The sequence below is a fragment of the Cyanobium sp. N5-Cardenillas genome (assembly GCF_024345515.1).
GTDB lineage: Bacteria > Cyanobacteriota > Cyanobacteriia > PCC-6307 > Cyanobiaceae > Cyanobium.
In genome coordinates this window covers 19,342-33,210 of record NZ_JAGQBG010000004.1, presented here as the reverse complement: position 1 = coordinate 33,210, position 13,869 = coordinate 19,342, and the positions used below count along the sequence as shown (strand labels likewise).

The following is a 13,869-nucleotide window of genomic DNA, read 5'->3' as shown; positions in this document are numbered from 1 at the left end:
CAGTCAGCAGATTCTTAACGCCCTTAAAAAGGCGAAAGTACTTGAGGAAGGGAGGGAAGGGATCGATTGGTTCCAGGATCTCGACCATGGCCTCGAGTATTGCGAGAACGAGCTACTGGCCTTCCATGCCCAAACACTGCCTCTGGAGCACCTTGGAATCGATTCGCTTCTTGAAGCCTTCACCCCGGCTGAAGAAGCAGCCCGGGAACGGCTTCTCCGCTACCTGAGGCACAAGGAATGGCCTCCAGGATCGATCATCATTGAGCAGGGATCTCCGCCCGTTGGCCTGCATTTCATCCTCTCAGGACGGGTGAGCGTTGAACGCCGGAACAGACCGGAGGATCCTCCCATCCGCCTGCGCACCATGGATCCGGGAACATGCGTCGGCGAGATCAGTTTTTATCTCCGCAAGGAAACAACGGCTTCCGTGATCGCCCAGACCGTCGTCAGCTCGCTTTCCCTGGCCATCGCCGACCTTGCCGTGCTGGAAGATCAGGATCCCAGCGCCGCCATCCTGCTTCACAAGATCGTCTCCCGGCGGCTCGGGGAGCGGCTGATCCTCACCAACGAGCTGGCCTTCAACCTCTCCAATTGAGGAGGACATCAAGGCCGGAAGCGGTTCCGCTGCGACGCCCCAGCCCACGGCGACCCGGTCATGTCGTGGAGAATGGCCGACTGCCGAACCGCTGATCGCCTCCTTGCCGTCCCTCCTGTCGCTCGTCAGCCTCGGCGTCCCCGCGCTCCTCTCCCCGGCCCTGATCACCCAGTCGTCCCTGTTCGGGATCGGCATCGCCTTCAGCCCCCTGCACATCGCGGTGGTCACCCTGCTGCTGCTGGGCCGCTCCCCACTGCAGCGGGCCATGGCCTACGTGGCGGGCTGGGCCGCGGCCAATGCCCTGGCCATCGTGGTGCTGATGGTGCTGGGTGAGGCCTTCGCCATCAGCCTCAGCCACGGGGAGCGGGAACAGGTGCTGATCGACCTGCTCGGTGCCGGCGCCCTCGTGGGCCTGGGTCTTTACCAGCTCACACCCCAGGCCAACCTCGGCGAGGAGGGCATGGCCCTGCGGCTGATGAACCAGCTGCCCGACTTCAGCACCTTCACCCTGGTCCTGATCGGCGCCACCAGTGCCCTGCTCACCCCGGAGAATCTCGTCTTCTATCTCAAGGAGGCCGGCCTGCTGCTGCTCAACGATCCCGGCCTCACCGCCGACGCCGAGGTGACCGGGCTGTTCACCCTGATGGCCAGTTCCCTGCTGCTGCTGCCGCCCCTGGCCTGGCTGGTGAGCGGTGGGGCGATCCGCGAGCCGATCACCCGTCTCGAGGACTGGCTGCAGCACAAAGCCGAGTGGCTCGTGGGCGTGCTGGCCCTGGTGCTCGGGGCCTACCTACTCGTCGAGGGATTGCATGGTCTGAACCTGATGACGATTGCCGGATGAGCGGCAGCGACCATTAGCGTCAAAGTCCCCGTTCCCCGGAATCTCGTTGTTGTCCGCCGTGCGCCGGACCTGCCTGGCGATCGGCCTTGCCGTTGCCCTTGTTTCCTGCGCAGCCCCCCTCCGGGCGACCACGGTCTGCGTGCTCACCCCCAGGCTCGCCCACAACGCCAGGGGCGAGGCGGTGGCGGCCGTGGCCATCGCCGCGCCCACGATCCTCAGCACCGAACCCCTGGACGAGGTCAGGATCGAACGGGAGGGCGAACTGCTGTGGCAGCGCCGTGCCCTGCCTGGGGAACCCATCGAGGGCCCGATCCCCTGGCCCCTGGCACCCATGCGTCCGGGTCAGCGGCTGGTGCTGATGCTGAGGCCCCAGGGCGTTCCGGTCGACGACTACGCCCTGATCGTGCTGGAGGGGGATCCGGCGAGCCGGATGGAGCGGGCCCAGAAGGAACTGACCAGCCTGGGCAGGGATCCGATCGCCTGGTGGGCCGCGATCCAGCAGGCCTTCGAGCGTGACGACATCAGCCTGGGACTGGCCCTGCTGTACGCCTTCGACGGACCCGGCTCCCCCAGGATCGACAACCTCAGACGAGCGGTGTTCCTGGCCGGCTGCGGCGGCGGCTGAGCCGCCCCGGGCCCGCCGGGTCGGCGTTTGCCAGCCTGGGGGGAAAGGGCCATCGCCATGACCACGCCGGCTGCTGCCGCCAGCCCAGACCCCAGCCCCTCCCTCCTGCCGCTGCCGGTGGCCACCATGCGCCAACTGGTGGAGGGGGGGGTCACCCGTCCCCTGGCCTGGCGGCTGGAGCAGCTCCAGCGCCTCGATCACCTGCTGGAGTCGGCGGGCCAGCGGATGGTGGAGGCCCTCGCCAGCGACATGGGTCGACCCGAGGTGGAGGCCAGTTTCGAGCTGGGGGCCCTGCGCCAGGAGCTGCGCCACACCCGGCGCCACCTGGCCGGCTGGATGCGTCCCCGCCGCCGCTCGCTGCCGCTGTGGGCCTGGCCCGGCCGGGGGGCCGTGCGGGCCGAGCCCCTGGGCTGCGTTCTGATCATCGGCGCCTGGAACTACCCCTTCGACCTCTGCCTCCACCCCCTGCTGCATGCCCTGGCCGCCGGAAACACGGCCGTGCTCAAACCCTCCGAACAGAGCCCGGCCTCGGCGGCCCTGATGGCCGAACTGCTGGCGAGCCACTTCCCACCAGATGTGGTCCAGGTGGTCTGCGGCGACGGAGCCGTGGCCAGCCGCCTGCTGGAGGAGGAACGCTTCGACCACATCCTTTACACCGGCGGCGAGCGGGTGGGCCGGCTGGTGCTGGCGGCGGCCGCCCGCCATCTCACCCCAGTCACCCTGGAGCTGGGGGGCAGGAACCCGGCGATCGTGCTGGACGACGCCGATCCGGCCATCACAGCCCGACGGCTGCTGTGGGGACGCTGTCTCAACGCCGGCCAGACCTGCCTGGCCCCCAACCATGTCCTGGTGTTGCCAGGGGTGCGGGACGCCCTGGTGGCGGCGTTCGCCGAGCAGGCACGCGCGCTCTTTGGCCCCGATCCCCTGGCCAGCCCTGACCTGGGGCAGGTCGTCGGCGCCGGGCGCTTCGGGAGCCTCGAAGGCCTCCTGGCCCAGGCCCGGGAACGGGGCCAGGTGCTGCTGGGCGGCCGTTGCGATGCCGCACAGCGGAGGATTGAACCCACCCTGGTGGCGGTGAACGAGCCCCTCACCGACCCGCTGATGCAGAAGGAGCTGTTCGCACCGATCCTGCCGCTGCTGACGGTGGGCGATCTGGAGGAGGCCCTGGCCCTGGTGCGCCGGAGCCCCAGGCCCCTGGCCCTCTACCTCTTCGGCGGCGGCGCGGTGGAGCGGGAACGGGTACTGGCGGGCACCAGTTCCGGCAGCGTCGTGGCCAACGACGTGGTGGTCCAGGGGGGCATGGCCAGCCTTCCCTTCGGCGGCATCGGCGCCAGCGGCATGGGCGCCTATCACGGAGAAGCCGGCTTCCACACCTTCTCCCACCAGCGCGCCGTGCTCAGCCGGCCGTTATGGCCCGATCCCCCGGTCCGCTTTCCCCCCTATGCCGGCAAGCTCGGCCTGATCCGGCGCCTGATGGGCTGAGGGCCGGCACCCAGGAATCGGCAGGGGGGGGGCTGGGCGGGCCGGGAGTTGGACCTTAACGTGCGCGAAGCTATCCCTAGTGCCCATGCGCCGCCCCCTCTTCGCCTTGGCTCTAGCCATGGTGTTGCCGCTGCCGGCTCTGGCTGCCCAGGTCACCGTCAAGCCCGGCGAAACCCTCTCCGACATCGCCGCCCGCCACAGGGTGAGCATGTCCACCCTGATGAAGGTGAATGGGATCAGTGATCCCGACCTGGTCGAAGCGGGCCGAACCCTCACCCTGCCGGGCGGCGCCGTACGTCCCCGGGCGGCCGGCGGCAGCCTCACGGTGGCCCCGGGCGAAACCCTGTCCGAAATCGCCGACCGCCACGGCATCACCGTCAGCCGCCTGATGCAGCTCAACGGCCTCAGCAAGGCCGACCACATCGAGGCCGGCCAGAAGCTGGTGGTGCCATCCGCCTCCCGCAGCGCCAGTCCGGCCTCCGGCTTCAACCGCAAGGCCTCCGAGCACGTGGTCCGCAGCGGCGAGAGCCTGTCGCAGATCGCCGAGGGTTACGGCGTTCCCATGACGCAGCTGATCGCCATCAACCGCATCAGCGATCCCAACCTGGTGGAGTCCGGCACCCGCCTGCGGCTGAAGCCCACCTCCACGCCCACCGCCTCGCCCAGCGTGAAACCGGCCGCCAAGCCCGCCGCGGCCGCCAGACCGGCGACCACCCCCAGGCCCGTCGCCAAACCGGCACCGGCTGCTGCCACACCGGCGCCCCGGCCCACTCCGACCAGCCAGCCAGCCCCCGCCGTCGCCCGGGCCACCCCCGTCCCGACCGCGAAGCCCAAGCCAGCTGTGGTGGCGGCTGCGCCCCGTCCGGCCACCACGGCCAGCCCCGGCAAGCCCGACTGGCGCAACTATGGCCCCCTGCAGGTGGACTGGGCCAACTGGCAGCCGATGGGCGGCAGCATGGTGGCGCCCACCCTCAATTCCCAGGGGGAGTCGCTCTACCTGGCGGTCAACTGCAGCGCCCGCAAGCTCAATGCCACCAGCCAGGCGGGCCAGTGGAAGAGCTGGGATGATCCCCAGGCCGACTTCGAGCAGCAACTGGTCGCCGACCTGTGCAAGTCCCGGGGCGGCTGACCAGGGAGGTCCTGGAGCCTTGCCTCAGGCCGACCAGCGCAGGGGCCAGGGGTCCCTCAGGTATCTGCGCCCCACCGGCCGCAGGTACAGGCGCTGGGCGCCATCGTCGCTCTCGCTGATCAGCTCCTCCTGCACCAGCCGGCGGGCCAGCCAGGCCCAGCGCGGTTCCTCGCTGCCGTGGGCCCCGGCCAGGTCCTCGGCCAGGCTGCGCAGGTCGCGGCCGCTGCGATCCTCCAGGGCCGAAAGCAGCACGGCCGCCTGGTGGGCCCAGTCGTTCGCCGATGGCGCCGACAGGCAGTTGTCGCAACGGCCGCAGGGGGGAGAAAGCTCCCCCACGGCCAGGAGCAGGGCCTGCTCCCGGCAGCCCTCCCCTTCCGCCACCGCTTCGATGCGCCGCAGCTGCTGCTGGGCCAGCTCGAGCCGGTGGCGTTCCAGCAGCCGCTGGTCCGGCGGCAGCTGCTGGCCGGCGGAGCGCATCGCCCAGCCGAGGCTGGTGCGGTCGGCGGGATCGAAGAGCACCAGGCAACGGGCGGGCTGCCCATCGCGGCCGGCCCGGCCCGATTCCTGCAGGTAGCCCTCGGCACTGGCGGGCAGGTCGAGGTGGAGCACCAGCCCCACATCGGGCCGGTCGACCCCCATGCCGAAGGCGACGGTGGCCACCAGCACCGGCGAGGGGTGCTCCTGGAAATGGCGCAGGGCCAGCTGGCGGCTCTCGGGGTCCATGCCGGCGTGGTAAGCGATCGCTTCCACCCCGGCCGCCGTCAGGCGCGCCGCCCACTGCTCCACCGAGCGACGGGTGCGGGCGTAGATGAGCACGGCCCCGCGGGCCTGGCCGATCGCCTCCACCACCTCGGCCAGGGGGTCCACCGGCCGCCGCCGCATGGTGTAGGCGAGGTTGGCGCGGCGGGCCGACCGCACCTGCACCAGGGGCCGCCGCAGCTGCAGCAGGCGGATGATGTCGGCCCGCACCTGGGGCGCGGCGGTGGCGCTCAGGGCCACCAGCGGCACGCCCGGACACAGGGCCCGCAGCTGACCCAGGCGCCGGTAATCGGGGCGGAAGTCATGGCCCCAGGCACTGATGCAGTGGGCCTCATCCACCGCCAGGGCCACCAGCCGGCCGGTTTCGAGGGCCTCTTCGAGCAACTGGCGGGTGGCCTCGGCCTGGGCTCGCTCGGGCGCCAGGTAGAGCAGCCGCAGCCGGTTGGCCGCCAGGCGCTGCTGCAGCTGGCGCCGCTCCCCCTGCTCCAGGCCCCGGTGCAGGCAGGCCGCCGGAATGCCCCGGGCCTGGAGCTGGCTCACCTGGTCCTGCATCAAGGCCACCAGGGGAGAGATCACCACCACCAGGCCGTCCCGCACCAGGGCGGGGAGCTGGAAGCAGAGCGACTTGCCCGCTCCGGTGGGCAGCACCGCCAGGCAGTCGCGGCCGGCCAGCAAGGCCTCCACCACCGGCCGCTGCCCGGGCCGGAAGCTCTCCCAGCCGAAATGGCAGCGCAGACTCTCGCCGAGGGGATCGGACCCCAAGCTCACTCCAGCGCTGGTACCGCCAGACCCTAGCTCCCACCAGATGTGGTGGCTGGCGGCTCAGGGCCGCAGCCGTCAGTGCAGGGGTGGCGGCTCCAGCTGGTCGGGGGATTCCTCCACCAGCTGCAGACGCACCCGCTTGCCACCCGCCAGTTCCCCCAGGGACACCCGCATGGTGGTACCGCTGAGGCTCTGCAACACGGTGAGCAGCTCCCGCAGGTGCGGGGTGCTGCTGCCGCTCTCCACCCAGAGACGCTCCTGCAGACCCCCCAGCCGGCGCCAGCTGGTGTGCAGCTTGAGCACGGCGCTCTCCAGCGCCTGGGCCTGACCCACCGCATCGGCCAGGAGGCCCAGGGCATCGAGGCGCTGGGCCTCCTGCAGGGCCTTCTCCAGGTCGAGGTTGCCCTGCTGGAAGGCCCGCACCGCCAGCCCCGCCTCGGCCGCCTTGCTGAGCCAGCGGGCGGTGAGGGTCACATCCTTGACCCGCTCCAGCTCCGGTTCCTCCCGCAGGACGCGGCGCAGGTCGTTCTGCTGCTCCTCGGGGAGCTTGGCCAGTTCCCGCACCAGGGGTGCCACGGCCCGGGGGGGCAGGAGGTTGTCGGCGGTGCGCTGGCGGATCTCCTCCGGCAGCAGGGGGCTGGTGGCGGCGGTGAACTCGTCGGTGAGGCGGCGCACCTGCCTGCGGGTGATCTGCTGGCCCTCGTTGGCGGCCTCGCTGATCATCTGCTGGACCTCCGGATCGGCCTGGGCCGTTTCCAGGAAGGCCCGCTTGGAGAAGTTGTTGACGCTGCCCTCCTCCAGCAGGCCCTCGCCCACCAGGCCATCGGCCGACTCCGCCAGCTGAATCAGGGTGTAGGCACGGGTCTTGCTGATCTCCCGCTCCCGCAGCCACTGCAGGAAGCCGGTGCCCCGTCCCTCGCCGCCGCGCCGTTCCCGGTCGCGCACCGAGCGCAGGATGCGGCCCCGCCAGATCTCGGTCTGCAGATCGAAGCGGTCGCAGACGGCCCAGGCCTCTTCGAGCCGGGCCAGGAACTCCATCGTGCTGAGGCTGTCGCTCTCCGGATCGGGCAGATCCAGGCTCAGCAGGGGGGCCTCGGGGAGGGCCATGGTCGGGACCATTGGCGGGGCCGGCGGTGGTTTTGGGGATGCTGCCACGGGGCCGGCAACGAACCGTGACATCGCCTGGGCGCAGGGCCCGGATCGTCGGTAGTGTCGCTGCGCAGACCAACCGATCTTCCAGCCCAGCGATGGCCATCTCCCGCGGCGACAAAGTACGGATCAAGCGTCCCGAGTCCTACTGGTTCAACGAAGTGGGCACCGTGGCGTCGGTTGACACCTCCGGCATCCGCTACCCAGTGGTCGTTCGCTTCGAGAAGGTGAACTACAACGGCTACAGCGGCTCCGACGGCGGCATCAACACCAACAACTTCGCCGAGAGCGAGCTCGTCAAGGCCTGAGTTCCGGCCAGCCCTACGATCCGGGCATGCCCGAGCTGCCCGAGGTTGAGACTGTTCGTCGGGGCCTTGAGCAACAGACCTGCGGTCTGACCATCGACCGCGTCGAGGTGCTCAGGGCCCGTGCCGTCGCCAGCCCCGAAGACCCTGCCGACTTCTGCAGGGCCCTTCGGGGCCTTCGTGTGGGCCGGTGGCACCGCCGCGGCAAGTACCTCCTGGCTGATCTCGAGGCCCCTGGCGGCAGCGACGCAGGCCGCTGGGGCGTGCACCTGCGCATGACCGGCCAGTTCCTCTGGCTGGCCGAGGCCCGCCCCCCCTGCCCCCACACCCGGGTGCGGCTCTGGACCAGGAACGGCGAGGAGCTGCGCTTCGTCGACACCCGCAGCTTCGGCCAGATGTGGTGGGTCCCTGCCGGGGTCGCCGACGACGCCGTGATCACCGGCCTGCGGCGTCTGGGGCCGGAACCCTTCGGGGCGGATTTCACCGGTGCCTACCTGCGGCAGCGCCTGAAGGGCTCGCGGCGGCCGATCAAGAATGCCCTGCTCGACCAATCGTTGGTGGCGGGAGTGGGCAACATCTACGCCGATGAGTCCCTGTTCGCGGCCGGGATCCGCCCCCAGACCCCCAGCGGCCGCCTCGGACGCAGCGACCTGGAGCGGCTGCGGGCGTCGCTCGTGGACGTCCTGGAAACCAGCATCGGCGCCGGGGGCACCACCTTCAGCGACTTCCGCGACCTGCAGGGCACCAACGGCAGCTACGGCGGCCAGGCCTGGGTGTACCGACGCAGCGGATCACCCTGCCGTCGTTGCGGCGCGGTGATCCTGCGCGAGAAGCTGGGGGGGCGCAGCAGCCACTGGTGTCCACGCTGCCAGAACTGACCTTTGTTTGCCAACCCGCGTGACCAGCGCCCTCGCCGACCAGCTCAGCCGCACCATGGCGGAGATCCATTCCCGCGGCTGGTGTGATGGCACCGGAGGCAACTTCAGCTGCGTGCTGTCGCGCGACCCCGTGACCCTGCTGATGGCCCCCAGCGGTGTCGACAAGGGGTCCGTCGCCCCCGAAGACCTGATCCAGGTGAACGCCGAAGGCACGGTGGTGGCCGGCGAGGGCCGGGCCAGCGCCGAAACCCTGCTGCACCTGGAGATCGTGGCCCGGACCGGAGCCGGCGCCGTGCTGCACACCCATTCCCAGGCCGCCACCCTGCTCTCCGACTGGTGTCTGGGGGACGACCAGACGTCGGGGAGCCTGCGGCTCGAGGGCCTGGAAATGCTCAAGGGTCTGGAGGGCATCGGCAGCCACCGCAGCCGGGTGGAGCTGCCGGTATTGGCCAACGACCAGGACCTGACCAGGCTCAGCGCCGCCGCCGGACCCCTGCTGGGCGATGCCCCCCAGGGACTCTTGATCGCCGGCCATGGCCTTTACGCCTGGGGGAGCGATCTGTCCAAGGCGCGGCGGCATCTGGAGATCCTGGAGTGGCTGCTGGAGCAGGGGTGGCGACGCCTGCTGCTGGAGAGCCTGGGCCAGCTGAATCCACGAAGCCAGAATATCCGGGCCGTCCTGCTCGATATCGAAGGAACCACCTGCCCGGTGCCCTTCGTGAGCCAGGTGCTGTTCCCCTATGCCCGCGAACGGCTGGATGGGTTTCTGCGAACCGAAGCGAATGGAGACCTGGCGCCACTGATCGAGGCGATTGACCAGGCCATGGAGACAGAGGGCGGGGCTGCCCATGACCAGCCAAGAAGGGTGCCAACCCATGACGAACGGGTGCGCTTTCTTCAGTCGCTGATCGCCCAGGACCGCAAGCTTCCCGCGCTGAAGGAACTGCAGGGGCTGATCTGGGACCAGGGCTATGCCAGCGGCACCCTGAAGTGTCCGTTGTTTGACGATGTGGCTCCAGCGTTGCGGGCCTGGCGAAAGCAAGGGCTGCGGTTGGCCGTCTATTCCTCAGGATCGGTGAAGGCGCAGAAACTGCTCTACGGCCACAGCACCGATGGCGATCTCAGAGACCTGTTCAGCCACTGGTTCGACACCAGCACGGGCCCCAAGGGTGAAGCCACCAGCTACAGCGCCATTGCCAGGGAACTGCAGCTCGCGCCGGCAGCCATTCTGTTTGTAAGCGATTCCAGGAGCGAGCTGGAGGCGGCTCGGTCCGCCGGCATGGCCACGCGCTTCAGTGTGCGGCCGGAGAATCCCGCCGTGGATCCCGGACCCTTTGAGGCCATCACCAGCCTGGCCCAGATTGAACTCTGAGGCCGAAGTCGGCGCTGCCTGCACGGAAAATTGACAAACAGAAAAGCCACCCTTCTCGGGTGGCTTCTCCTACAGCTCCCTCTGGAGCTGGTGGCTCACACAACGCCCTCGGGCGATGGTGGAGCAGAAGTTTTACCTGGCATCGAGCTATTTTCGCAGGGGGCTACCCCCCAACTATCGTCGCCGCTGCTGCGTTTCACAACCGAGTTCGAGATGGATCGGTGTGGTTCCACAGCGCCATGGACACCAGGATAGGTTTCCCTTTCCCACAACATCTGCCGAGGACAAGGGTTGAACCCTGAGAACTGCATAGGTTAGAGCAACGACTTTCGCCTTCACTCCTCCGGATAAAGAAGTCATTCCGCCTTTCCCTTCAACCAGACCTCTTTCGAAACCTGCTTACGGAAAGGCCGGCTTAGAACCAGATGTTGGTCAAGCCCTCGGTCTATTAGTACTCCTCCGCTTCACCGGTTACCCGGCTTCCACGTAGAGCCTATCAACGGGTGTTCTTCCCGTGACCTTACTGGCTAACGCCATGGGAATACTCATCTTGAGGTGGGCTTCCCACTTAGATGCTTTCAGCGGTTATCCTCTCCGCACATGGCTACCCAGCGTTTACCGTTGGCACGATAACTGGCACACCAGAGGTGCGTTCCTCCCGGTCCTCTCGTACTAGGGAGAAATCCTCTCAATATTCCTGCGCATGCACCGGATATGGACCGAACTGTCTCACGACGTTCTGAACCCAGCTCGCGTACCGCTTTAATGGGCGAACAGCCCAACCCTTGGGACCGACTTCAGCCCCAGGTTGCGATGAGCCGACATCGAGGTGCCAAACCTCCCCGTCGATGTGAACTCTTGGGGGAGATCAGCCTGTTATCCCTAGAGTAACTTTTATCCGTTGAGCGACGGCCCTTCCACTCAGAACCGTCGGATCACTAAAGCCGACTTTCGTCCCTGTTCGACTTGTAGGTCTCACAGTCAAGCTTGCTTCTGCTTTTACACTCGTCGGCTGATTTCCAACCAGCCTGAGCAAACCTTTGCGCGCCTCCGTTACCTTTTAGGAGGCGACCGCCCCAGTCAAACTGCCCACCTGATACTGTCCGGTCCCCGGATGACGGGTGACCGTTAGAACCCTAGCTCTGAAAGAGTGGTATCTCACCGTTGGCTCACCATCACCCACAAGCAATGGATCAAAGCCTCCCACCTATCCTGCGCATTCAGAGCCCGGGCACAATACCAAGCTACAGTAAAGCTTCATAGGGTCTTTCTGTCCGGGTGCACGTAGTCCGCATCTTCACAGACAATTCTATTTCGCCGAGCCTCTCTCCGAGACAGCGCCCAGATCGTTACGCCTTTCGTGCGGGTCGGAACTTACCCGACAAGGAATTTCGCTACCTTAGGACCGTTATAGTTACGGCCGCCGTTCACCGGGGCTTCAGTCGCCAGCTTCGCTTACGCTGACCAGCTTCCTTAACCTTCCGGCACTGGGCAGGCGTCAGCCCCCATACATCGTCTTGCGACTTAGCGGAGACCTGTGTTTTTGGTAAACAGTCGCCTGGGCCTCTTCACTGCGACCACCTTGCGGTGGCACCCCTTCTCCCGAAGTTACGGGGCCATTTTGCCGAGTTCCTTAGAGAGAGTTACCTCGCGCCCCTCGGTATTCTCTACCACCCCACCTGTGTCGGTTTCGGGTACAGGCCGTCATGCCTTAACGGGTATAGGGCTTTTCTTGGAAGCTTGACGTCACCCACTTCGCTGCCGTAGCAGCTCGTACTCACGCCTCAGCTCAAAGTGTTTTCGCCACTTCTCAACGCCTCGAACGCTTGAACCAGTAACCAACTTCTGGCTGGGCTAGCCTTCTCCGTCCCCCTTCCCAAAACATGACAGGTACAGGAATGTTGACCTGTTGTCCATCGACTACGCCTTTCGGCCTCGCCTTAGGTCCTGACTAACCCTCCGCGGACGAGCCTGCCGGAGGAACCCTTAGGGTTTCGGGGCATGGGATTCTCACCCATGTTTTCGCTACTCAAGCCGACATTCTCACTTCCATGCAGTCCACGCCCGCTTACGCTAACGCTTCGCCCCACATGGAACGCTCCCCTACCATTTAACAAGTTAAATCCGCAGCTTCGGTAGACTACTTAGCCCCGTTCATTTTCGGCGCAGGATCGCTCGACCAGTGAGCTATTACGCACTCCTTTGAGGATGGCTGCTTCTGGGCAAACCTCCTGGTTGTCTGGGCAATCCCACCTCCTTTATCACTGAGTAGTCATTTGGGGACCTTAGCTGGCGGTCTGGGCTGTTTCCCTTTCGACCATGGAGCTTATCCCCCACAGTCTGACTGCCTAGTTTCACACAGGGTATTCAGAGTTCGTCTCGATTTGGTACCGCTCTCGCAGCCCGCACCGAAACGGTGGCTTTACCCCCCTGCTATAGCACTAGACGCTACGCCTCAACGTATTTCGGGGAGAACCAGCTAGCTCCGGGTTCGATTGGCATTTCACCCCTAACCACAGCTCATCCGCTGATTTTTCAACATCAGTCGGTTCGGACCTCCACTTGGTATCACCCAAGCTTCATCCTGGCCATGGTTAGATCACCCGGGTTCGGGTCTATAAACACTGACCAACGCCCTATTCAGACTCGCTTTCGCTATGGCTCCACCATTTCCGGTTTAACCTGCCAGTGCCTATAAGTCGCCGGCTCATTCTTCAACAGGCACACGGTCATCCTATGAGTAGGACTCCCATTGCTTGTAAGCTCACGGTTTCATGTTCTGTTTCACTCCCCTCCCGGGGTTCTTTTCACCTTTCCCTCGCGGTACTGTTTCGCTATCGGTCACACAGGAGTACTTAGCCTTACGAGGTGGTCCTCGCGGATTCACACGGAATTTCACGTGCTCCGTGCTACTCGGGATACAGCTAGGCCAGTTTCGTTTTCGCGTACGGGGCTTTCACCCTCTATGGCGCGCCTTTCAAACGCTTCCACTAACGTCCCTGGTCCACGTTGCTGTCCCACAACCCCGATGGTCGAAACCATCGGTTTAGGCTCTTCCCCGTTCGCTCGCCGCTACTTAGGGAGTCGTTTTTACTTTCCTTTCCTCCAGCTACTAAGATGTTTCAGTTCGCTGGGTTGGCTCGCGCCACCCTATGGATTCAGGTGGCCGTTCTAGGGGTTGCCCCATTCGGAGATTCCCGGATCAAAGCGTGTTTCCAGCTCCCCGAGACTTTTCGCAGGTAACCACGTCCTTCATCGCCTCTGTGTGCCAAGGTATCCACCGTGAGCCCTTTGTAGCTTGACCAATTAACACTCCCAATGTTCAGGGTTGTTGAGACCCATTCTTCTGCTTTCACTTCTCTCCACCTGTTGATCCTTCGGTTTCCCGATCTCTCTAAGATTTCAATGGTTTGAAAGGCAGAATCAAACTCTTCCCTCCTCGGCGGAGCGAAAAGACGCTGGAAGCTCTCGGCTCTAAACTCAAGAATCTCCCAGTCAGACGCTCCCTTCACTTGGCAGTACCAAGTCAAGCTCGCTTCCGTCTGGGCATCTATGAGATGCTTTCTTTATCCAGACTCACCTATGCAGTTGTCAAGGTTCTTTGCTAGATTCACTGATCTCTGGCTTACGCCAGAATCAGCGAGTCCAGCTTCCTTTCAACCACCGTTGACGACACTTTCCTTGATAGAAAATCGTCACTTGGGAATGAAAGGAGGCTGGAATCCTCAGCTGAACATGTCTTTGTCACCTCACCGATCAAAATGCATCCTGTTGCCGCTTTCTGATGGTGGTCTTCACCTGGTTGGATGGAGGTTAGCGGACTCGAACCGCTGACATCCTGCTTGCAAAGCAGGCGCTCTACCAACTGAGCTAAACCCCCAAACACGAATGGGCCATCCTGGACTTGAACCAGGGACCTCACCCTTATCAGGGGTGCGCTCTAACCACCTGAGCTAATGGCCCAGGATCAAT

The 13,869-nt window shown here is 65.5% G+C and carries 10 protein-coding genes, 2 tRNA genes and 2 rRNA genes; 8 read left to right on the top strand and 6 right to left on the bottom strand.

All coding sequences use genetic code 11. The annotated features are described in order from the left end of the window. The 5 genes from KBZ04_RS00770 to KBZ04_RS00750 form a co-directional block, all read left to right on the top strand. On the top strand, positions 1-595 hold a 595-nt coding region (locus KBZ04_RS00770; RefSeq protein ID WP_254990005.1), incomplete at its 5' end, for a Crp/Fnr family transcriptional regulator. Positions 596-698: 103 nt separating this feature from the next. Beyond that, positions 699-1,436 carry a GAP family protein gene (locus KBZ04_RS00765; RefSeq protein ID WP_254990004.1) on the top strand — a complete coding sequence of 246 codons (738 nt, stop codon included), beginning with the start codon at positions 699-701 and terminating at the stop codon, positions 1,434-1,436. A 49-nt stretch (positions 1,437-1,485) separates the two neighbouring features. After that, the gene (locus KBZ04_RS00760; protein WP_254990003.1) at positions 1,486-2,061 is read left to right on the top strand and encodes a hypothetical protein; all 576 of its coding nucleotides are present in this window, start codon (positions 1,486-1,488) and stop codon (positions 2,059-2,061) included. Between the two features lie 57 nt (positions 2,062-2,118). Continuing rightward, positions 2,119-3,543 (top strand): aldehyde dehydrogenase family protein, encoded by a 1,425-nt coding sequence (locus KBZ04_RS00755; RefSeq protein ID WP_254990002.1) that lies wholly within the window; start codon positions 2,119-2,121, stop codon positions 3,541-3,543. Positions 3,544-3,628: 85 nt separating this feature from the next. Further along, positions 3,629-4,672, top strand: a complete 1,044-nt coding sequence (locus KBZ04_RS00750) for a LysM peptidoglycan-binding domain-containing protein (protein WP_254990001.1) — start codon at positions 3,629-3,631, stop codon at positions 4,670-4,672. A 24-nt stretch (positions 4,673-4,696) separates the two neighbouring features. On the opposite strand, the gene KBZ04_RS00745 is transcribed toward KBZ04_RS00750, so the two are convergent. Both KBZ04_RS00745 and KBZ04_RS00740 read right to left on the bottom strand, forming a co-directional pair. Continuing rightward, positions 4,697-6,193 (bottom strand): RecQ family ATP-dependent DNA helicase, encoded by a 1,497-nt coding sequence (locus tag KBZ04_RS00745; protein ID WP_254990000.1) that lies wholly within the window; start codon positions 6,191-6,193, stop codon positions 4,697-4,699. Positions 6,194-6,268: 75 nt separating this feature from the next. After that, the gene (locus KBZ04_RS00740; RefSeq protein ID WP_254989999.1) at positions 6,269-7,300 is read right to left on the bottom strand and encodes a hypothetical protein; all 1,032 of its coding nucleotides are present in this window, start codon (positions 7,298-7,300) and stop codon (positions 6,269-6,271) included. Positions 7,301-7,440: 140 nt separating this feature from the next. Here KBZ04_RS00740 and KBZ04_RS00735 point away from each other — a divergent pair, with 140 nt between their 5' ends. From KBZ04_RS00735 to mtnC, 3 genes are read left to right on the top strand one after another with little or no spacing between them, the layout of a single operon-like run. Then, positions 7,441-7,650 carry a photosystem I reaction center subunit IV gene (locus KBZ04_RS00735; protein ID WP_254954304.1) on the top strand — a complete coding sequence of 70 codons (210 nt, stop codon included), beginning with the start codon at positions 7,441-7,443 and terminating at the stop codon, positions 7,648-7,650. A gap of 26 nt (positions 7,651-7,676) precedes the next feature. Then, positions 7,677-8,525, top strand: a complete 849-nt coding sequence (locus KBZ04_RS00730; protein ID WP_254989998.1) for a DNA-formamidopyrimidine glycosylase — start codon at positions 7,677-7,679, stop codon at positions 8,523-8,525. A 19-nt stretch (positions 8,526-8,544) separates the two neighbouring features. Next, a complete protein-coding gene (mtnC, locus tag KBZ04_RS14230; protein WP_315860011.1) occupies positions 8,545-9,897 on the top strand; it encodes an acireductone synthase in 1,353 nt (450 codons plus the stop codon). A 134-nt stretch (positions 9,898-10,031) separates the two neighbouring features. Here the strand turns inward: mtnC and rrf are convergent. The 4 genes from rrf to KBZ04_RS00700 all read right to left on the bottom strand — a co-directional run bounded on the left by rrf (position 10,032) and on the right by KBZ04_RS00700 (position 13,860). Continuing rightward, positions 10,032-10,148, bottom strand: a 5S ribosomal RNA gene (gene rrf / locus KBZ04_RS00715). Between the two features lie 177 nt (positions 10,149-10,325). Further along, positions 10,326-13,201, bottom strand: a 23S ribosomal RNA gene (locus tag KBZ04_RS00710). Between the two features lie 503 nt (positions 13,202-13,704). Beyond that, positions 13,705-13,777 (bottom strand) — tRNA-Ala (locus tag KBZ04_RS00705). A 9-nt stretch (positions 13,778-13,786) separates the two neighbouring features. Beyond that, a tRNA-Ile gene (locus tag KBZ04_RS00700) sits at positions 13,787-13,860 on the bottom strand. Between the last annotated feature and the right edge of the window lie 9 nt (positions 13,861-13,869).